This window comes from Lentzea sp. NPDC054927 (assembly GCF_053610285.1).
The window spans coordinates 486,419-506,193 of record NZ_JBSGXZ010000001.1; the positions used below are offsets into that span (position 1 = coordinate 486,419).

16 protein-coding genes are annotated in these 19,775 nt (G+C 67.4%); 8 read left to right on the top strand and 8 right to left on the bottom strand.

Annotation, left to right across the window (positions count from 1 at the left end):
- The first annotated feature begins 313 nt into the window (after positions 1-313).
- The 4 genes from ACWGE0_RS02380 to ACWGE0_RS02395 all read left to right on the top strand — a co-directional run bounded on the left by ACWGE0_RS02380 (position 314) and on the right by ACWGE0_RS02395 (position 4,625).
- Positions 314-769, top strand: coding sequence for a (2Fe-2S)-binding protein (locus tag ACWGE0_RS02380; RefSeq protein WP_452259327.1), 456 nt, complete (start codon positions 314-316; stop codon positions 767-769).
- On the top strand, positions 769-1,746 hold the full coding sequence (locus tag ACWGE0_RS02385; RefSeq protein ID WP_452259080.1) for an FAD binding domain-containing protein: 978 nt from the start codon (positions 769-771) through the stop codon (positions 1,744-1,746). Before ACWGE0_RS02380 ends, ACWGE0_RS02385 begins: the two co-directional genes overlap by 1 nt.
- A complete protein-coding gene (locus tag ACWGE0_RS02390) occupies positions 1,743-3,890 on the top strand; it encodes a xanthine dehydrogenase family protein molybdopterin-binding subunit (RefSeq protein ID WP_452259081.1) in 2,148 nt (715 codons plus the stop codon). Before ACWGE0_RS02385 ends, ACWGE0_RS02390 begins: the two co-directional genes overlap by 4 nt.
- A gap of 144 nt (positions 3,891-4,034) precedes the next feature.
- Positions 4,035-4,625: a hypothetical protein gene (locus tag ACWGE0_RS02395; protein WP_452259082.1), complete on the top strand. Its 591-nt coding sequence runs from the start codon at positions 4,035-4,037 to the stop codon at positions 4,623-4,625.
- A gap of 63 nt (positions 4,626-4,688) precedes the next feature.
- Here ACWGE0_RS02395 and ACWGE0_RS02400 read toward each other — a convergent pair whose 3' ends face one another.
- From ACWGE0_RS02400 to ACWGE0_RS02415, 4 genes are read right to left on the bottom strand one after another with little or no spacing between them, the layout of a single operon-like run.
- Positions 4,689-6,056, bottom strand: coding sequence for a cellulose binding domain-containing protein (locus ACWGE0_RS02400; RefSeq protein WP_452259083.1), 1,368 nt, complete (start codon positions 6,054-6,056; stop codon positions 4,689-4,691).
- The gene (locus tag ACWGE0_RS02405) at positions 6,041-7,444 is read right to left on the bottom strand and encodes a beta-N-acetylhexosaminidase (protein ID WP_452259084.1); all 1,404 of its coding nucleotides are present in this window, start codon (positions 7,442-7,444) and stop codon (positions 6,041-6,043) included. Before ACWGE0_RS02405 ends, ACWGE0_RS02400 begins: the two co-directional genes overlap by 16 nt.
- On the bottom strand, positions 7,441-8,262 hold the full coding sequence (locus ACWGE0_RS02410) for a carbohydrate ABC transporter permease (protein WP_452259085.1): 822 nt from the start codon (positions 8,260-8,262) through the stop codon (positions 7,441-7,443). The genes ACWGE0_RS02405 and ACWGE0_RS02410 overlap by 4 nt, the downstream gene beginning before the upstream one ends.
- Positions 8,259-9,203 (bottom strand): carbohydrate ABC transporter permease, encoded by a 945-nt coding sequence (locus tag ACWGE0_RS02415; protein ID WP_452259086.1) that lies wholly within the window; start codon positions 9,201-9,203, stop codon positions 8,259-8,261. The genes ACWGE0_RS02410 and ACWGE0_RS02415 overlap by 4 nt, the downstream gene beginning before the upstream one ends.
- A 152-nt stretch (positions 9,204-9,355) precedes the next feature.
- On the opposite strand from ACWGE0_RS02415, the gene ACWGE0_RS02420 reads away from it, so the two are divergent.
- Positions 9,356-10,573: an RNA-guided endonuclease InsQ/TnpB family protein gene (locus ACWGE0_RS02420; RefSeq protein ID WP_452259087.1), complete on the top strand. Its 1,218-nt coding sequence runs from the start codon at positions 9,356-9,358 to the stop codon at positions 10,571-10,573.
- A gap of 4 nt (positions 10,574-10,577) precedes the next feature.
- Here the strand turns inward: ACWGE0_RS02420 and ACWGE0_RS02425 are convergent, their stop codons facing one another.
- The gene (locus ACWGE0_RS02425; protein ID WP_452259088.1) at positions 10,578-11,816 is read right to left on the bottom strand and encodes an extracellular solute-binding protein; all 1,239 of its coding nucleotides are present in this window, start codon (positions 11,814-11,816) and stop codon (positions 10,578-10,580) included.
- 178 nt (positions 11,817-11,994) lie between these two features.
- On the opposite strand from ACWGE0_RS02425, the gene ACWGE0_RS02430 reads away from it, so the two are divergent.
- Positions 11,995-12,756 carry a GntR family transcriptional regulator gene (locus ACWGE0_RS02430; protein ID WP_452259089.1) on the top strand — a complete coding sequence of 254 codons (762 nt, stop codon included), beginning with the start codon at positions 11,995-11,997 and terminating at the stop codon, positions 12,754-12,756.
- A 76-nt stretch (positions 12,757-12,832) separates the two neighbouring features.
- The gene (locus tag ACWGE0_RS02435) at positions 12,833-13,870 is read left to right on the top strand and encodes a hypothetical protein (RefSeq protein ID WP_452259090.1); all 1,038 of its coding nucleotides are present in this window, start codon (positions 12,833-12,835) and stop codon (positions 13,868-13,870) included.
- Here ACWGE0_RS02435 and ACWGE0_RS02440 read toward each other — a convergent pair.
- Positions 13,867-15,564, bottom strand: a complete 1,698-nt coding sequence (locus ACWGE0_RS02440) for a cation:proton antiporter (RefSeq protein ID WP_452259091.1) — start codon at positions 15,562-15,564, stop codon at positions 13,867-13,869. The two genes, ACWGE0_RS02435 and ACWGE0_RS02440, sit on opposite strands and share 4 nt — an antisense overlap.
- 131 nt (positions 15,565-15,695) lie before the next feature.
- On the opposite strand from ACWGE0_RS02440, the gene ACWGE0_RS02445 reads away from it, so the two are divergent.
- Complete coding sequence (locus tag ACWGE0_RS02445) at positions 15,696-16,871, top strand: hypothetical protein (RefSeq protein ID WP_452259092.1); 1,176 nt, start codon at positions 15,696-15,698, stop codon at positions 16,869-16,871.
- Here ACWGE0_RS02445 and ACWGE0_RS02450 read toward each other — a convergent pair.
- Together ACWGE0_RS02450 and ACWGE0_RS02455 are read right to left on the bottom strand one after the other, a co-directional pair.
- On the bottom strand, positions 16,852-18,480 hold the full coding sequence (locus ACWGE0_RS02450) for a purine-cytosine permease family protein (protein WP_452259093.1): 1,629 nt from the start codon (positions 18,478-18,480) through the stop codon (positions 16,852-16,854). The genes ACWGE0_RS02445 and ACWGE0_RS02450 overlap by 20 nt on opposite strands.
- A gap of 113 nt (positions 18,481-18,593) precedes the next feature.
- On the bottom strand, positions 18,594-19,697 hold the full coding sequence (locus ACWGE0_RS02455; RefSeq protein ID WP_452259094.1) for a hypothetical protein: 1,104 nt from the start codon (positions 19,695-19,697) through the stop codon (positions 18,594-18,596).
- Between the last annotated feature and the right edge of the window lie 78 nt (positions 19,698-19,775).

A 19,775-nucleotide genomic window follows, 5' to 3' on the forward strand; every position in this document is an offset into this window, starting at 1 on the left:
GCCGCCGGTTGAGACAGACGCGGCAACTCATTGTCCATCAATTGGCCACTCCAGCTCACCCGCTCGGAGCAGTCCCGCCCAGGGCGGCGGTTCAGTCCGATGAACGTTGTACCGGAATCTCCACGCGCATTGACCCGCCCGGACGGACACTGCTTGTGTGGCCCTGAGCACAGGGGGTCACATGACGACCAGCAGGCGGCGGTTCTTCGGGCAGGCGGCGGCGGTGTCGGCAGGCGTCGCCCTGACCTCACCAGCACTGGACTCACCCGCGGTGGGGGCGATCGCGGCCGAAAGCCCGCCGCGGACGGGGCTCGTGGACGTGGCCTTCAAGGTCAACGGCGAACGCCAGAAGCTCAGCCTCGATCCACGGGTGACGTTGCTGGACGCCCTCAGGGAACGGCTCGGGCTCACCGGTACGAAGAAGGGCTGCGACCGCGGGCAGTGCGGCGCGTGCACCGTGCACGTCGACGACCGGCGCGTGCTGTCGTGCCTCACCCTGGTCGCGACCTTGCAGGGCAAGGAGGTCACCACGATCGAGGGCATCTCGGACGGTGACGACCTGCACCCGGTGCAGCGCGCGTTCATCGACCACGACGGCTTCCAGTGCGGGTTCTGCACCTCCGGCCAGATCATGTCGGCGGTCGAGGTGGTCGAGGAACGCGAGGTCCGCACCGACGACCAGATCCGGGAGGCCATGTCGGGCAACATCTGCCGCTGCGGCGCCTACCCGAACATCCTGGAAGCGATCAAACAGGCCAGGGAGCGTTGATGCACGCGTTCGACTACGCCTCGCCGTCGACCGTCCCCGACGCTCTCCGCCTCGCCGGGCCGGGCTCCGCGTTCCTCGCCGGCGGCACCACCCTGGTCGACCTGATGAAGCTCGACGTCCTGACGCCGGACCGGGTGATCGACGTCAACGCCCTGCCGCTCAGGGGAATCCGGCTGCACGACGGCGTGCTGCGGATCGGCGCGCTGGAGCGGATGAGCGACGTCGCCGCGCACCCCGTCGTCACGTCGGTCCACCCGATGATCTCCCGCGCGTTGCTGCTCAGCGCGTCCGGCCAGCTGCGGAACATGGCGAGCATCGGCGGGAACCTCATGCAGCGCACCCGATGCGACTACTTCCGCGACGTCACGTCGGCGTGCAACAAGAGGAGTCCGGGCAGCGGGTGCCCGGCGCTCACCGGGGTGAACCGCGGCCACGCGATCCTCGGCACCAGCGACTCTTGTGCCGCCACCCACGCCAGCGACGTCGCCGTCGCGTTCGTCGCACTGGAAGCCCAGGTCGTGCTCAGGAGCGAGGACGGCGACCGCACGGTGCCACTGGAGGACTTCTACCGGCTTCCCGGCAGCACACCGGAGAAGGAGAACGTGCTCGGGCCCGGCGAGCTGATCGCCGAGGTGGTCGTGCCGGTGCTCCCCTGGGCGCGGAACTCCACGTACCTCAAGATCCGCGACCGGCAGTCCTACGAGTTCGCGCTCACGTCCGTCGCCGCCGCGATCAACCTGAAACGCGGCGTGATCCAGGACGTCCGGCTCGCCGCGGGCGGAGTGGGCACCAGACCGTGGCGACTACGAGCCGTCGAAGAGGCTCTCCGAGGCGGCGTGGCGATGGAAAGGACGTTCGCCGACGCCGCTGAGTCCGCTGTGGACGGTGCACGACCGCTGGCGCACAACACGTTCAAAACGAGCCTGTTGAAACGCACGATCGTCAGGGCGCTGCTCGACGTGGCGGGTGTGCGATGAAGACACCGATCGGACAGTCCGTCGACCGGGTCGACGGCCGCATCAAGGTCACCGGCGCGGCGCCGTACGCCGCCGACACGAAGATCGCTGGCGTCACCTACGGCTACCTCGTCACCAGCACGATCGGCAAGGGCTCTGTCACCGCGATGGACACCACCGCCGCGCTCGCCTCCCCCGGCGTGCTGGCCGTGTACACGCCGTTCAACCCGCTCAAGCTGTTCGCGTACGTCCAGGAGCAGAACGACGAGCGCTTCCCTCCGTTGCAGGACAAGGAGGTGCGCTACTTCGGCCAGCCGATCGGGTTCGTCGTCGCCGAATCGTGGGAACAGGCACGTGACGCGGCCGGCCTCGTCACCGCCACCTACCAGCAGCTTCCGCACGTCACGGAGTTCCCCGGCCGCACTGCGCAAAAGCTCGAGGAAGTCGAAGAGATACTCGGCACTCAGACGCTGGGCGCGGTCACGTTCACCGCCGACTACACCTCACCTGTGCACCACCACTGCGCGATGGAACCGCACGCCACCGTCGCGACCTGGAACGGCGACCGCCTCACGGTCTACTCGACCTCCCAGGGCGCGTTGCTCGTGCAGAAGCGGTTGTCCGAGACGCTGGGCGTGGACCCGGCGAAGATCCACGTGCTCAGCCCGCACGTCGGCGGCGGCTTCGGCGGCAAGTGGGGCAACTGGGCGCAGGTACCGCTGGCGTGCGCGGCGGCCAGAGCCCTCGGACGTCCGGTCAAAGCCGTGCTGACCCGCGAGCAGGTGTTCGCACTCGCCGGCCACCGTCCGTTGACCAAACAGACGATCTCGTTGACGTGCAACGAAGACGGCACCCTGACATCGATCACCAACGACGGCGTCTCCAGCCGCGGCCTGGCCGGCAACTTCTCGGAGAACCCGGCCGGCTGGGTGCAGACCACCTACGCCAGCCCGAACCTCCGCACCACCAAGAAAGTCGTACCGCTGAACCTCGGCGCGGCCACCGTGATGCGCGCACCGGCCGAGGCGAACGGCTCGTTCGCGTTGGAGAGCGCGATGGACGAACTGGCCGGCCGGCTCGGCCTCGACCCGCTCGAGATCCGGCGGCGCAACTACGCGACCGTCGTGCCGAACACGAAGAAGCCCTGGTCCAGCAAGCACCTGGACGAGTGCTACCGCCTCGGCGCCGAGGAGTTCGGCTGGTCACGCCGCCCGAAGCAACCCCGCGCGACCCAGGACGGCGACTGGCTGGTCGGCACCGGCATGGGCACCGCGACCTACGCCGCCTGGCGCGACAAGGCATCCGTGAAGGTCCGGCTCGTCGCGAACGGCACGGCCACCGTGTCCGGCACCGGAGCCGACCTGGGCACCGGCCAGTACACGGTCTTCGCGATCCTCGCCGCCGACGCCCTGGGCATCCCGGTCGACCGCATCCACCCCGAGCTCGGCGACTCCACCTCCCCCGCCGCGGCCAACGCCGGGGGCTCGGTTTCCACCTGCAGCAACGGCCCCGCAGTCCAGGACGCCGCCGCCAAAGCCCGAGCCGAGCTGATCACCCTCGCCGTCACGAACCCGCGTTCCCCGTTCCACGGCAAGGAAGTGACCTACCGCGACGGCAGCGTGTCCGGCGGCGGGCTGACCATGAGCTTCGGCACATTGCTCAGCACGTGCGACGTCGCCGGCGTGGAAGCCGTCGGCAGCTCACCGCAACTCGTCGATCCCGAGCACGGCTACCGTTCGTTCGGCGCACACTTCTGCGAAGTACGCGTCCACCGGCTGACCGGCGAACCACGCGTGACCCGCTGGCTGTCGGTGATGGACGCGGGCACGATCGTCAACGCCAAGGCCGCCCGCAGCCAGATCCAGGGCGCGGTGATCATGGGCATCGGCCAGGCGTTGCTGGAGGCCACCGAGATCGACCACGCCACCGCCCGCTTCTCCAACGCCAACCTCGCGTCCTACCTGGTGCCGGTGCACGCCGACATCCCGAAGATCGGCGTCCGGTTCATCGACCGCCCCGACCCGTTGGTGAGCGGGCTGGGGGCCAAGGGAATCGGCGAGCTCGGCATGGTCGGGGTGGCCGGCGCGATCGCGAACGCCGTCCACCACGCCACCGGTGTACGGGTCCGCGATCTGCCTATCACCCTGGACAAACTGCTGGGCTGACGGCAGCGGTGCCCGGTCCAAGTGCAACTGGGGCCGCAGGTAGACGCGTGATCCCGCAGCACCCCATAAACTCAGGTTTAGACGGAGGTCGTTGACATCAACAAGAGTTGTCTCCCCTGTCCATGAGATCTCGGGGGAGTTCTCTTGAATCGAACGCTGAAATCCGTGCTGTCCTTGTTCGCCGCGATCGCCGCGCTGCTCGTCCTCGCTCCTGCGGGCGCAGCGCAACCAGACCAGAAACCAGCCCAGGATGACGTCACCATCATGGGCATCGGTGAGGCCACCGGCATCCTCCAGGCGCCTACCTGGATCCGGTTCCGGCCGAACCCGCTCTACGGCGAGCACCTGGAGCTGAACTTCGGCACCGACATCGCCACCATCTGCAAGGACTGGGGCACGGACGGAGAGACCTGGAATCTCGTCCTCGACCACGACAAGAAGTTCGTCGGCTGGACCCACGCCTACAACCTCTCGGTGAAGTCACAGAGATGGTGCAGCGACATCGGTCAGTCGACCGCCCTGCACGCCGAGTACAACCCCGCCTGGGTACACCTGTACCCGAAGGAGGACTGGGCCTACGACGTGGTCGCCAACGCCAACAACCTCGCAACGCTCTGCTGGGTGACCAACGGCGGCATCTACTGGGACATCGTCCTGGCCCACAACACCAACACCGTCGGGTTCACTCACTCCAGCTACCTGGTCAACGCCGGCAGCAGGACGAACTGTTCCTGAGCATCACCACTTGACCGCGGGGCCGTCCACCGCTGAGGTTTCCCGGTGGACGGCCCCACCTGCTCACACGTTGTCGACGTGCTCCACACCGGAGCTGCGGTAGCTCTGCACCGCCGTCTTCACCTGAGCCGGGCTCAACACCTGGTCCTTGGCGAAGTACACGTAGTCGACCTCCTGCTGGTAGGCCCGCTCGGCACTGCTGCCCTGCAACCCACCCGAGATGAACCACAGGTTGAAGTTGATCGACATCGGCGTCTCCGGGTAGTACTTGTCGCCGTGGTCGGCGACCAGCGTGCCGTCGATGTAGTACTTCACCCGGCCGTTCGCGACCTGGAAAACCAGGTCGTGCCAGCCGTTGTAACTCGCGCGCTGCTCGTTGTGGATGTTGTCGGCGACCCACGGCTCGTTCTGGTAGGTCTCCCAGGTCGTCTCGTACATGATGTTGGCCGGCTCGCCCCAGCCGCCGTTGGGCAGGTACTCGAAGTCGATCTCGCCGTAGTTCGGCGCCATCGGGGCGTCGAGCGGGGTGATGGTGAAGAACGTCTGCACCACGTGGTCGCCGTCCGGGCCGAAGACCGGCGCGTCGCTGAACTTCACCCTGGACGCGTAGGTGCCCTCGAAGAACTTGCGCTGGTGGAACATCTCGGTCTGCCTCGCCGCGGAACCGTTGTTCCACGAGTCGAGGCGCATCACCTTCTGGCCGTCGACGGTCGGGAACGTCACCCGCGACGGGTCCCAGGTCGCGCCGGGCACGCCGGGGCCGCCGCCGCCCGATCGGACCGTCCAGCCGCGCTGGCCGATCCGCGCGTCGCTCGAGCTGGTGTAGCTGAAGTCGTCGAACATCTTGGGGCCGTTGGGGTTCGGCGGCGTGGTCGTGGTCGTCGTCGTGGTGGGCGGGCTGCCACCGGGCGGGGTGCCCCACAGCAGGGTGCTGCCGCGGTAGACGGTCACCTTCGACGACGGCGAGTACGTGCTGTCGCCGCGGAACGAGTAGTCGTCGGACTGGTTGATCTGGCTCCAGTTCGTCCGGTAGAAGCGCAGCTGCAGGTCGCCGGAGTCCTGGTTGGGCGCCAGGGTTCCGGCGCCGCTCGTGAACCCGACCTCCAGGTAGCGGTCGGCCGAGCCTCCGGTCAGCGTGCCGAACTGGCCGGTGACGTTGCCGCAGCCGCGAACCGCCCACGAGCAGGCGAACCGGTAGCCGACGTCAGGGGTCTCGCTGCGGAAGTAGTAGCGGATCTTGACGTCGGACAGCGGCACGCTCGTGGTACCGGAGTTGACCAGCTTGAACCACGGTTCGACCTGGTCGGTGGTCGCACCGGACGCGCTGGTCCGGTACTGGGCGGTGATCGCGTCGGCCGCGAAGGCGTTCGGCGCCACCGCTATCGCGGCCACCGTCAGGGCCGCGCAGGAAACGGCTATGAGTGCTCGCAAGGTTCTCTCCTCACTTCGGCAGGGATGGACAGTGCGGCGAGCCTTGATGCGTGGTAGCGCATCCGTGTGGTGAAGCCCTCCCAGTCCGGTCGCTGCGACCAGAGGGTGTCGGCCAGTGCGACCAGACGCGGGAAGGCCAGGTATTCCAGGTGTTCTCGGGTGCGGACGTGTTCGGTCCACAGCTGGCACTGGGCGCCGAGCACACCGTCGGGCAGCGGAACCCGGTAGACGTCCCGGGTGGTCACGACGAAACCGGGCTGGCCGGGTGGTTCGTGCGCGCCGTCCGACTGCGGGTAGTCGAGGTAGGTGGAGGTGTGCGGGGTCATCACGACGCCTTGGCCCTGTTCCAGCGCTTTCGCCGCCTGGGTCTCGTCCTTCCACGGCATCACGACGGAACGCGGGTCGCCCGTCGGTTCCCACGCGGCGGGGACGCGGCCGCGGTCGAGCAGGTACTTGGCGGCCTGCGTGAGGAACCGGCCGTGCACGTCTTTCGGCAGCAGGCATTCGTCGCCGCCGAGGTGGACGTGCTCGCCGGGGAACACTTCGAGGACTTCCGCCAGCACCTCACGGACGAACCCGATCGCGTGCAGGCCGAGCGCGGCATCGCTGATGCCCCAGCGGGTCCAGACCGGCAACGGTTCCGGGGCGACGCCGAGGCCCGGGTAGGCGGCCAGCGCCGCGCGGGCGTGACCGGGCATCTCGATCTCCGGCATGATCCGGATGCCGCGCTCGGCCGCGTGCGCGACGAGTCCTTCCAGTTCGCCGCGGGTGTAGACGCCGCCGTGGGGCACGCCGTCGCCGTTGGTCTCGTCGCGCCAGCCGCCGACCGAGGTCAGCAGCGGGTGGCTCGGGATCGGCATGCGCCAGCCCTGGTCGTCGGTCAGGTGCAGGTGCAGGACGTTGAGCTTGTGCAGGGCCATCAGGTCGATGAACCTGCGCAGCACGTGGACCGGCTGGAAGTGCCGGGCGACGTCCAGCATGAACCCGCGCCACGGCAGCCTCGGCACGTCCCGGATGTCGACGCCGGGCAATGTCCAGTCCACTTCGGACACGCGACTCGTCCGGAGTGCCTCGACGGGCAGGAGTTGACGGATCGTCTGCACGCCGTGAGCCAGGCCTGTTGCGGTGGCGGCGCGCAACAGGACGCTGTGTTCGTTCACGGTCAGCGCGTAACCTTCCGCGCCGAGCCCGACGAGCTTGGCGTCGAGCGCCATGACGATCTGGCCGTGGTCCGCGATCGGCAACGGCAGACCGGTGGCCGGCCGCAGGGAGGTGCGGAGCAGTCTGGCCGCCTGCTCCGCACCGGGCGTGACGCGCACGCTCGTACCGCTGCCGAACGTGAAGCCCTTGCCGCGCCGCACGACCCTGCTCGGTTGCGGGACGATCATCCCTTCACCGCCCCTCCGACGATCCCCGTGGTGACCCGGCCCTGCAGCACGATGAAGATCAGCAGCACCGGCAGCATGAACAGCGTGGAGGCGGCCATCGTGGCGCCCCAGTCGGTGCCGAAGGTGTTGTTGAACGACGACAGCCACACCGGCAGCGTGCGGTCGTCCTGGTCCTTGATGATCAGCACGTTGGCGAAGGCGAACTCGTTCCAGGCGGTGATGAAGCCGAACAGCGACGTCGCCAGCAACCCTGGTGCCAGCAGCGGGAACACCACCCGCCGGAACGCCTGCCCGCGCGAACAGCCGTCGACCTGCGCGGCTTCCTCCAGGTCGACCGGGATCGCCGCCAGGAACCCGCGCAGCGTGACGATGGTGAACGGCAGCGTCATCATGAAGTAGACGAGCGTGAGCATCCAGAGCGTGTCGAGCATGCCGGTGTCCCTGGCGATCACGTAGATCGGGATGAGCAACGCCTCCCACGGCGTCATCTGCGCGACGAACACCATGAGCACGAACGCCCTCCGCCCCTTCCACTGCAGGCGCGCAACGGCGAACGCCGCCAGCAGCGCGACGAGCAGCGCCAGCAGCACCGCCCCGCCCGCGACCAGAAGGCTGTTGCGCCAGAAGGAGAAGAACCCCTTCGCGGCGATCGCCGTGCCGAAGTGGTCCAACGTGACCGAAGCCGGGAAGAACGTCGGTGTCGCGCCCTGGATGTCCTTGGTGGGCTTGAAAGCCGTGAGCACCATCCAGTACACCGGGAACACGGAGATCACGAAGACGACGAGCGCCGCCGTGGTCCGGGAGATCCGGCCGATCATGCTTCCCGCTCCTGCCGGTAGAGCTGGCGGAAGTACGCCAGCAGCGCGAGCACGAGCAGCACCACCATGAGCATCGACACGGCCGCGCCCAGGTCGTAGCGCTGCAACGACTGCGCGACCTGGAACGCGTACACCGGCAACGTCGTCGTGGCCTGCCCCGGACCGCCCTGGCTGATCACCCAGATCTGCACGAACGCCTTGACGACCCAGATCACCTCAAGGCACGTGATCAGGCCGAACATCGCGCGCAGCATGGGAAACGTGATGGTCGAGAACACCCGCCACGCACCCGCGCCGTCGATCCGCGCGGCCTCGTACAGCTCCTGCGGCACGGTGATCATCGCCGCGTACAGCGACAGCGCCGCGAACGGGATCGACTGCCAGACGATCAGCGTCACGAGGATCCCGAACGTCGCCTCGCCGTCGGCGAACCACGTGTAGTCCCGGTACTCCTCGAAGCCCATCGCCACCAGCGCCCAGTTCACGACGCCGAGCCGCGACTGGAAGAGCCACTGGAACACCGTGGTCGCCGCGATGATCGGCGTCGCCCAGGTGAGCACGAGGCCGCCCATCACGAGCAGCCTGAGCCACCTGCCGAGCCGGATCAGCAGCAGTGCGACCAAAGTGGACAGAACCATGATCAGCACGACGTTGATCGCGGTGAACCACAGGGTCCTTTTGACGACGCCCCAGAACTCGGGATCGGACAGCACCTTGACGTAGTTCGCGAGCCCGACGAACTTCGCGTCGCCGCGCACCAGCTGCGGCAGTCCGAACTCCTGCAACGAGATGATCACGTTGCGCACCAGCGGGTACAGCAGCAAGTACGCCGTAGCGAGCAGTGTGGGCGCGATCAGCACGTACGGCAGGATCGGGCGCTTGCGGCGTCTGGGCGCGGCCGGCGCAGTCGCCTGCACCGGCCGCTCGGCCAGGAGCGTCATCTGAAGTCCTCCGAGGAGACACAGCACTTCAGGACGGGGTGGAATCGGCCCCCTGCGGAGCAGGACTGCGACAGCCGTGTCGCTACTAAGACGACACGGCGTACATGACCCACCCGCGTGGTGCCACACAACGATTTGGTAGTTTGTGGAAGGTGAGTGGTCAGGTGAAGCGGGCGTTTCGATTCCGCTTCTATCCGACAGCGACGCAGGCTGACGAGCTGTCGCGCACGTTCGGATGTGTTCGCAAGGTGTACAACCTGGCGTTGCAGGCCCGCACGGAGGCGTGGACGCTGCGCGGTGAGCGGGTCGGTTACGAGGCCACGTCGGCGTTGCTGACCGCCTGGAAACGCACAGAAGAACTGGCGTTCCTCAACGAAGTATCGGCGGTGCCGTTGCAGCAAGCGTTGCGGCATCTGCAGGCCGGGTTCACGAACTGCTTCGCCAAGCGTGCCCGGTACCCCAGGTTCAAGTCGCGGAAGAAGTCGCGTGCCTCGGCGGAGTACACGCGTTCGGCGTTTCGGTGGCGTGACGGGGCGTTGACGCTGGCAAAGATGGCCGAGCCGTTGGACATCCGCTGGTCCCGGCCGCTGCCGGAGGGGCCGATGCCGTCGACCGTGACCGTGTCGCGGGACCCGGCCGGGCGCTGGTTCGTGTCCCTGCTGTGCGAGGACCCGAGCGTGACGCCAATGCCCGCCACGAAGGCGGTGGTGGGCATCGATGTCGGCCTCGATCACCTGCTGGTCCTGTCGACCGGGGAGAAGATCGGCAATCCCCGGCACGAACGCCGGGACCGAACGGCGCTGACGAAGGCTCAGCGGGCCTTGTGCCGCAAGCAGAAGGTCAGCAACAACCGGGCCAAGGCCCGCATGAAGGTCGCTCGCTTGCACGCCCGGTCCGCCGACCGGCGCGCGGACTACCTGCATAAGATCACTACTCGGCTCGTGCGTGAAACCCAAACGCTCGTGATCGAGGATTTGGCCGTGTCCAACATGGTCGGCAACCACCGCCTGGCCCGCGCGATCGGTGACGCTGGCTGGCGGCAGTTCCGCCAACTGCTGGAGTACAAAGCGAGCTGGTACGGACGACAAGTGATCACCGTGGATCGCTGGTTCCCGTCGTCCAAGCTGTGCTCTGCCTGCGGCGCGCTCGCGGCAACCATGCCGCTGCACGTGCGCACCTGGACCTGTGCCTGCGGCGCGACCCATGACCGGGACGTGAACGCGGCACGCAACATCCTGGCCGCCGGGCTGGCGGTGACAGTCTGTGGAGCCGATGTAAGACCTCAACGGAACCCTCCGGGCGGGCAGTCGGCGACGAAGCAGAAACCCCACGGCGCGAGCCGTAGGACTCCCCTCGTTCGCGAGGGGTAGGAAGTCAATTGCCCGAGTTCAACGCTTGAGTGATGACCTCGTCGGCCCTCGCGGCCGCTGTCTTCGGATCAGCGCCGGTCAGCACCGCCGTCTGGAACTCCTTGATCGGGTTGCGCGCCTCGACCGCCGCCCAGTTGGGCGAGTTCGGCGTTGCGTGCCCGTTGGCCGCACCGACCGCCATCGCCGCCGTGCCGGGGTCGCCGCCGACGTCCTTCGCGAGCGACTTGCGGTTCGGCACGTAGTTCATCGCCTTGGCCAGCTCGACCTGCCACTTCTCGCCGGCGAGCGCCTTGACGACCTCGTAGGCACCGTCCTGCCTGCTCGACGCGAGCGGGATGATCAGGTCGGACCCGCCGGTGAACACCGCGCCGGACTTGTCGGCCGTCTTGCCGGGAATCGGGAAGAACCCGATCTTGCCCTCGAGCGCCGGATTCGCCTTGGTGACGAGCTTGGCCGCGCCGGGCACCGCGATGAACTGCGCGACCTTGCCGCCCGCCACCACGTCCGTCTGCTGCGGCTTGGCCTCGTCGGAGTCCTTCGGCCCGTCACCCAGCGCCTGCAGCTTCTGGTAGAAGTCCATGCCCGCCAACGCCTCCGGCGTGTTCAGCGAACCCTTCCACTTGTCGCCGTCCTGCGCGGCGAGGTCGCCGCCCTCGTCCCAGACGAAGCCCGACAGCGTGTACCAGTTCTGGCCAGGCAGGTAGATGCCCTGCTGGTCGCCCTGGTCGAGCTTCGCGGTGGCCGCGAGCCACTCCTCGCGGGTCTTCGGCACAGCGACCTGGGCGGCCTCGAACAGGTCCTTGCGGTAGATCACCACCCGGTTCGCCGCGTAGAACGGCACGCCGAACTGCTTACCGTCCACCGCACCGGGTTCGGCCAGACCGGGAATCCAGTCGTCACCCTGCAGCTCGCCCTTCTTGCCGGACAGGTCCGTGACACCCTTGCTGGCCACATACTGGGCGACCTGGGTGTTGCCGACCTCGATCACGTCCGGCGGATCCGTGCTGGCCAGCGCACTGGTCACCTTCTGCGTGATGCCGTTCCACTCCTGGATCTGGATCTTCAGGTCGAGGTTCGCGTGATCGCGTTCGAACTCGCTCTCGAACCTCGTCACGAAGTCCTCGGTGGCCGTGTCCTTCATCAGCCACACGGTGATCTCCTGCTTCTCATCACCCCCTCCCGCGGACGTGCCGCAGGCGGACAGGGCAAGCGCCAGAACGAGCAAGGCAGCGGAGCGCGACACGACTCACCTCTCGCTGGGATGTGACCAATTGGTCAGGTCCAATGGAGTGGGTAGAAAGTGGCATAGACCACTTGTCAGGTCAATACCCTGCTCGGACGCGTGAGAGCGCTCCCGATCTTGCTCAGACTGGTTACTTACCACTGGTATGCGATACTGGCCGCCGACGAAGCGGAGAGGCATGGCCGAAGCGATCCTCAAGCGCGAGCGGGTCCGCGACTACCTGCTCGAACTCATCGAGACCCACCCGGCGGGAGCCCCGATCCCCGCCGAACGCGTGCTGTGCCAACAACTCTCGGTGTCCCGCCCCACCGTCCGCTCAGCCGTGGAAGAACTCGTCAACACCGGCCTCCTGGTCCGCCAGCACGGCCGCGGCACCTTCGTGGCCCGCGCCAAGATCACCCAGGAAATGGTCTCCGACACCGGCTCCATGTCGCTCCCCCAAGCCTCCGGCACCTGGTCCTCACAAGTCCTGGAACACGCCCGCATCCCAGCAGGCGCCAGAGTGGGCCGCCGCCTGCACCTCTCCCCCGCCGCCGAGATCCACTACATCGCCCGCCTGCGCCTCGTCGACGGCGAACCCATGGCCTTGGAGTACCTCCACGTCCCCGCCCTGATCGCGCCAGCCTTGACGCTGCACGACATGGAGTCCGGCGACTTCTACGAACGCCTGCGCGAGCACGGCGTCCACGTCCGGGACGCGGTGCAGTCGATCGAACCGACCGTGACCAACGAGTCCGAGGCCGCACTGCTCGGCGTACCGGAGCTCGCGCCGGCGTTGCTGTTCGAGCGGCTCACGACGGACGAGGAGGGGCGGCAGGTCGAGTACGTGCACTCGATCTACCGGGGGGACCGGTATCGGATCGTCTCTCGCCTGACCCTCGGTGCGTCGCCGCGGAACACCGTGGACGTGCAGGCGAAGGTCGGCAACGACCCGTTCTGACGTAACACCGGACTCCCGCCGCGCGACGTGAGATCACATGCGAGGTGCCACGGTTGTCCGAGTAGTCGCTTTCGCCTTGGCAACCATCGCCTTCATCGCCGGGATCATGCATCTCGCACGGCCGCCAGATCGCGATCATCTCGGACGTTGGGTCTTCGAGTACGTCGGCATGTACCGCTCTGCCCAGCCGGTTCCACCGCTTCGTTTCCTTCTGACCGCGACCAGCTTGAATCCGATAGAGCGTCGGCTCCAAGGCACGTTGACGCTTCTACCAAGCGAGCCGGATGACAGACCGACGTTCGTTGATGCGAACGGCCTGTCAGTTGAACAGACCAACGGAGTCCTCAGAGCGGAGTTCGTCGACGCGAAGCTGCTGATCTACATTGGCGACGCTTCGCTCAGGCACGAGACGATCTATTTTCCGCTGCGTCACGTAGTGAATCCGCAGGCGGCCGAAAACTCGAGCAGTGTGAGCGTATCCATTCCTCTGCACGCCGATCCGTCACAGTTTCCCAACGACACCTATACCTTCGCTCTCTACCTCGATGTCCGCACAGGCCCAGGCGTCGCTGCCACACCACCACGGCATGCGAACGCCTCGGTTCCACTACCCGTCTGGCAGGGATCCGTCCTGCCTGTCACCTTCGGCATCGCGGTCGATGAACGGCTCGGGCAGTGGAACCTCGGCACCAACGCGGTTGTCACGAGCACAAAGAAATACTCTCCTGCTGTCATCAAAGGTGGTTTCAGTCGCGGCTGGGCCTACTGGGCATTCATTTACTCCATCAGCCTGATGCCAGCAGTGATCGGGCTGAGCTTCTTCGTCCGCACCCGGCGCCGGCGCGGCGGCACGAACGACACCTCAGCGGCGATGGAACTCGCCGCTGCACTGCTCGCTCTCATCGCACTGCGCCAGGTGTTCGTTCCCACCGACATCGTCGGCCTCACCAGGCTCGACTTCGTGCTGGGCGTGCAACTGCTCGTCGTGTGCTGGTTAATGGCGGTCACTTATGTGGCTGAGCCACCCGCTCTCCCATCGCCACCGAAACCCAAGGCCCGGTCGCGCACCCGCCGCCCGATCCCCCGACTTCCGGCCGGCGCCGTCCGCCGCTAAAGAAACCGAGCCGTCTGACTGTCGATGAACGTCTGCGCCCGCTCCAGCGTGTGCGACGCGTAAGTCCCACTGGCGCGCGCATCCAGCAACGCGTTCTGCTGCGCCTCCATCATCAACCGTTGCAGCTCCCGGCGTTGATGCATCGCACTGTCCGGATCCTGCTCGACGAACATCTTCTCGACACCCTCACTCATCGCGAGCGTGCGTTCCCGAGTCTGCTCCAGCAGCTCGGAGTCGAACTCCTGCCCGTTCTCCCGGCACAGCTCCGGATTGCCCAGGAAGCTGTGGGTCGCGGTCATCAGCTCACCCGCCAGCCGCGCGTACTCCCGGCGTTCGTGTTCGTCGTCGTTGCCCCGGACGCCGAGCCACCGGATCACCAGCGGCAGCGAGCCGCCCTGCACGACCAGCGTGACGATCGCGACCGTGAAGGCGATCAGGATCAGTTCCGTGCGGTGCGGCAGATCCGTGGGCAACGTCTGGGCGGCGGCCAGCGTCACGACGCCGCGCATCCCCGACCACGCGAGCACCGCGCCCCCGCGCCAGCTGAGTCCTTCGCTCGCGTAGAACGCCACGTCGGCCTGTTTGCGTTGCAGCGCGCGGACTCCCCGGTCGTACCGCTTCTCGTCGCCGGGACGAGGGCCTCGTGCGGTGAAGCGGTCCAGAAAGGACTCGATCTTGTCGGCGAACGCGTCCGCGCGGCGTTGCTGACGGCGCAGCAATGCGATCAGCGGGATCACGAACGCCCCGCGCAGCACGACCAGCGCGAGCGTCACCAGCAGACCGATCACGAGGGTCTGCGCCAGGCCTTCCTTCGCCACGTCGTTGACGACCGAGGTGAGCTCGAAGCCCATCAGCAGGAAGACGCCGTTCTCCAGCAGCAGCTGGATCGTGCGCCAGTTCGTGCGTTCGGAGATGCGGTCGTGCGCGGCGAACTTCCTGGCGCTCAGATGTCCGGTGATCAGGCCGGCCACGACCACGGCGATCACGCCGGACGCGTGCACCTCCTCGGCCGGGATGAACGCGAGGAACGGCACGACGTACGAGATCGCGGTCGTCAGCACGGGCTGACCCTGGATCCGCGACCGCGCCCACACCGAGACCAGGCCGACCGCCGCCCCGATCACCACACCCACGGACACGGCGAACGCGAAGTCGCCGACCGCCCCGCCGAACGACACGCTGGCCGTGATCGCGACGATGGCCGTGCGCAGCAGCACGAGCGCGGTGGCGTCGTTGACCAGCCCCTCGCCTTCGAGGATCGTCACGAGTCGTGGTGGCAGGCCGAGCTTCTTGCCGATCGAGGTGGCGGCGACCGCGTCCGGCGGGCTGACCACCGCACCGAGCGCCAACGCCGCCGCGAACCCGATCTCCGGCAGCAGCCACCAGATCAGCAGCCCGGTCCCGAACGCCGACACGGCCACCAGCAGCACCGACAGCGACCCGATGGCCGCGAAGTTGCGCCGGAAGTCCACGACCGGCACGTTCACCGCCGCCGAGTACAGGATCGGCGGCAGCACGACCGTCAGGATCCATTCCGGCTCCACGGACATGTGCGGCGCGCCGGGCAGCTGACTGCACGCCATGCCGACGATCACGAGCAGCACGGGCGCCGCGACGCCGAGCTTCGGCGCGAAGTACGACACCGCCACGATGATCAGCACCGCCGCCACGGCGAGCAAGGCCAGTTCCTGCATGACGTGCAGTTTGTCTGATGGAGCGCGATCTTGCCCGCGATGCAACAGGGGAAATCCCGGGGTGCTGATCACACTTCCCCGCGTGGTCCTCTGCGCCGACCGGAAAGTCCGGTTCAAAGGGGGAGATCACCATGCGCAGACCTTTGCTGGCAGCCGCACTGGCCGCCGGGACACTGCTCGCCGTCCTGCCCGGCCAGGCTTCGGCAGCGCTGTCCACCGACGACGCCATCCCGCCGGTCGCGGACCGCATCTTCGAGCTCGGCCACGACCGCGGCTTCACCAGCCAGCGCACCGACTACCAGCACCGCGCCATCACGGTCCGCTGGTCCGGCGCCGTCCCGAGCGACGTCCAGCGCTACGCCGACGCCAAGCCCAACGGCGTCTCCATCACCATCGTGCCCGGTGCCAAGTACTCCCGCGCCCAGGCCGAGGCAGCCCGCACCAAGCTGCAGACCAGCGCGTACGGCCGTCAGCTCGGCATCGTCTCCACGTCGTTGCGCCAGGACGGCAGCGGCATCGACGTCAACGTCGCCGGCACGTTCTCCACCCTGGCCGCCGACGCGAAGCAGGTCGCGGGCATCGAGGACGTCCAGATCAACTATGGCGCCGTCACACCCCAGGGCTACTCACGTCCGAACGACGCCGCCCCGTGGAAGGGCGGCGCCCGCATCCGCCACGGCAGCGGCGGCTCCTGCACGTCCGGCTTCGCGGTGCTCAAGGGCAGCGTCGGCAAGCTGATCACCGCCCGCCACTGCGACCCCGGCGCCAACGCCGCGGTGACCGACGGCGCCGGCCAGCAGATCGCACCGGGCGGCGCGTCCGTCGCGGGCATCCCTGCCGTCGACTCGCTCATGATCGACCCGTCGGCCTCCCCGGCCACCACCGCGAAGGTCTACCGCGGCGCCTGGAACAGCAACTCGACCTCGACGGTGAAGAACTACGCGTCGAACTGGCCGGGCGACCCGGTCTGCAACTCGAGCTCCAGCACCGGCGAGCACTGCGGTGAGGTCTACGACGACAGCCAGAACATCAGCTTCGGCGGCGTGACGGTCAACGTCATCCAGGTGAAGGCGACCTCCGGGATCATGGGCGGCCAGGGCGACAGCGGCGGTCCGATGTTCAAGAAGCTGTCCAACGGCGTGCAGGCGCGCGGCATCCTGCTCGGCCCGGACACCGACTACGCCCAGACCACCTCGTGCGGCACCACCGCACCGGACGCGCAGGGCATCTACTGCTCCCGGTACATCAACTACGTGCCGATCAGCACGATCCTCAACGCGTGGGGCGTCAGCCTGGAAGTGGGCTGACCGCGGGCAGGACGTGGCGGCCGTCGCGATCGGTGCTCAGGCACAGCGAGCAGATCTCTCCCCCGATCGCACTGGCCGCCATGTCCGGCCGCTCGTAGGACTCCCCGCACACCACGCAGTCGTACCGCGTCCCGCTCGGGTTCCCGTCGGCGTCCAGCACCGGCTCCGCGATCCCGTCATCGGTGCGGCGCAGGTAGAACCGCCCACGGGTGAGCACCGCGAGCAACGGCGTCAACACGATCGGGATGCCGACCGCCACCAGTGGCGAGTAGGGCTGCACGGCCGAGCCGAACAGTCCGAAGTAGACGGAGATGGACAGGATCGACGACGCGAGGAACGAACCGACGCCCACCGGGTTGACCGCGTAGAGCATGCCCCTGCGGAACTCCGGCTGCTTCGGCGACAGCTTCAGCACGTACTTGTTGATCGCGATGTCCGTGGCGACCGTGACGACCCACGCCATCGCGCAGTTGGAGTAGAAGCTCAGGATCTTGTTCAGGAAGCTGAACATGTCCGCCTCCATCAGCACCAGCGCGACCGCCAGGTTCACCAGCACGAACACCAGCCGCCCCGGATAGTGCTTCGTGACGCGGGTGAACGAGTTCGTCCACGCCAGCGACCCCGAGTAGGCGTTGGTGACGTTGATCTTCACCTGGCTCAGCACCACCAGCACGAGCGCCAGCGGCACCACCAGCCACGCCGGCATGAACTGCTTGAACACCCCGGTGAACTGCTCGATCGGCTCCACCGCCGCGACCTTCCCGACCGCGTCGAGCACGTAGACCGCCATGAACACGCCGATCGCCTGCTTCAACGCGCCGAACACCACCCAGCCCGGCCCCGCCAGCACCACCGCGGTCCACCACGCCCGCCGGTTCTCCGCGGTGCGCGGCGGCATGAACCTCAGGTAGTCGATCTGCTCACCGATCTGCCCCATCAACGACAGGCACACGCCCGCGCCGAGCATCACCGCCGCGGTGTTGACACCGCTGTCCCCGTAAGCGAGAAAGCGGCTCACCGAGTCCGGCTCCGAGATCACCAGGAACAGCAACGGCGCCACCATCAGCAGCAACCACAACGGGTTCGTCCAGCTCTGCAGCTTCGCCAGCACCTTCATCCCGTAGATCACCAACGGGATGATCACCAGCGTCGACGTCGCGTACCCCAGCCACAACGGCAACCCCAGCGCGTACCGCAGGCCCTGCGCCATGATCGAGCCTTCGAGCGCGAAGAAGATGAACGTGAAGCTCGCGAAGATCACGCTCGTGATGACCGACCCGTAGTAACCGAACCCGGACCCGCGCGTGATCAGGTCGAGGTCGATGTTGTACCGAGCCGCGTAGTAAGCCAGCGGAAACCCGGTGACGAAGATGACGATCGCCGCGAACGCGATGGCCAGCAACGCGTTCCCGGTGCCGTGCGTGAGCCCGATGCCGGCACCGATCGAGAAGTCCGCCATGTAGGCGATCCCGCCGAGCGCGGACGCTCCGACGACCGCCGGCGTCCAGCGCCGATAGGTCCGCGGCGCGAACCGCAGGGTGTAGTCCTCCAGCGTCTCCTTGGACGCAGCGGGGACGGGCGCGCGCTCCACAACCTCGTCAACGGTCATGGATCTCGACGCTAGGGAGCCCGCGTTTCAGCCGATCAAGGCGCATGTGACGGGAGTGTTTCGCGGGTTCCCACGACCTGGAACGCTCCACAGTGGACTGTGCGGTGGGAAGGTCAGACGGAGGCGGTCGGACCCCACGTCGTGTCAGGCTCGGAATCGATCGTCCGCGCTTCCTCCTCCATGCGTTCCTCGATTTCCAGCCGCACCGATGATGAGGTCGGGGCTGATGCGGCGACCGAGCCGTGCACGAACTGATCTTGACCGAGCTCGTCCAAAGCGCCGTGCAGTTCCCAGGCCGCGGCCTCCAGACCCGCCACCGCCCGAGCGGTTCCCTCCTGGCCAGCCCGTGCCAGCGCGACAAACGCCGCATCAAGGTTGTCGAAGGCGAACTCGAGCGCTGGCTGAGCCCGCGTCTGATCCAGAAGATGGTGCTTCAGGGCTTCCGCATGGACGAACGGATGCGTCACCTCGCCGCGGTCAGACGCACGCAAAGCGCTGATGGTCGTGAACAACGCGGTGAGATGCAGCGGGACCGGATCCAGGTGCTCGTTCGGGTCGACGGCGCGCCAGCCCATCCCGAGACCTGCGACCAGCGTGGCGATGGGCTGCACACCAAGCTCCACCAGCTTCTCCGCGCTCTTGCTGAAGAACACGCCGAAGTGGTTCGCGACGTCTTCAGCGAACACTCCCGCCACACCTACCGCGATCACCACGGGAGCGATCTCCCGCGCACGAGCACAAACTCGCCGCACAATCGAGCGCACCCGGCTGGGTCCGATGTAGCGCGGTGTCGACTCGACCTGATTGCGCACTCGCATCCCGAAAGTCAGCAGGTCCAGTCGCGCTTCCTCGACCCGTCGCCGCCTGTCCTCGCCGTCCATCGGCGCTGCCTTCAACGCACTGACGGTCCTGTCGACCATGTCCCGAGCGGACGGCTTCGGTGGGACGCGGTAACCGAACGCCTCCAGCATCGGAGCGAGGTCGAGCGTCGCGAAGTCCAGCATCGCGTTGAGCCGTTCGACCGGCAGCGGTTCCGCCGCCGCGTCCGCCAGCCGGTCCCACATGTCGCTGTCGCGCGCGACCGCGGTCAGTTTCTCCAGAAGGTCCCGCAGTCGCCTCCGAAGCTCGGGCGTGGTGGTCCGCTCGAGCTCCACCACGCGTGCGAGCACTCGTTCGGCTTCCTGCATCTCGCTGGCCAGCCGCAGTTGAGCAATCATGACGACCTCCACACCGACGCCGGCCAGGTGACCGGCTATCGCCCTCGCGCAGACGGCCGTTACGTCCATACGGAGTAC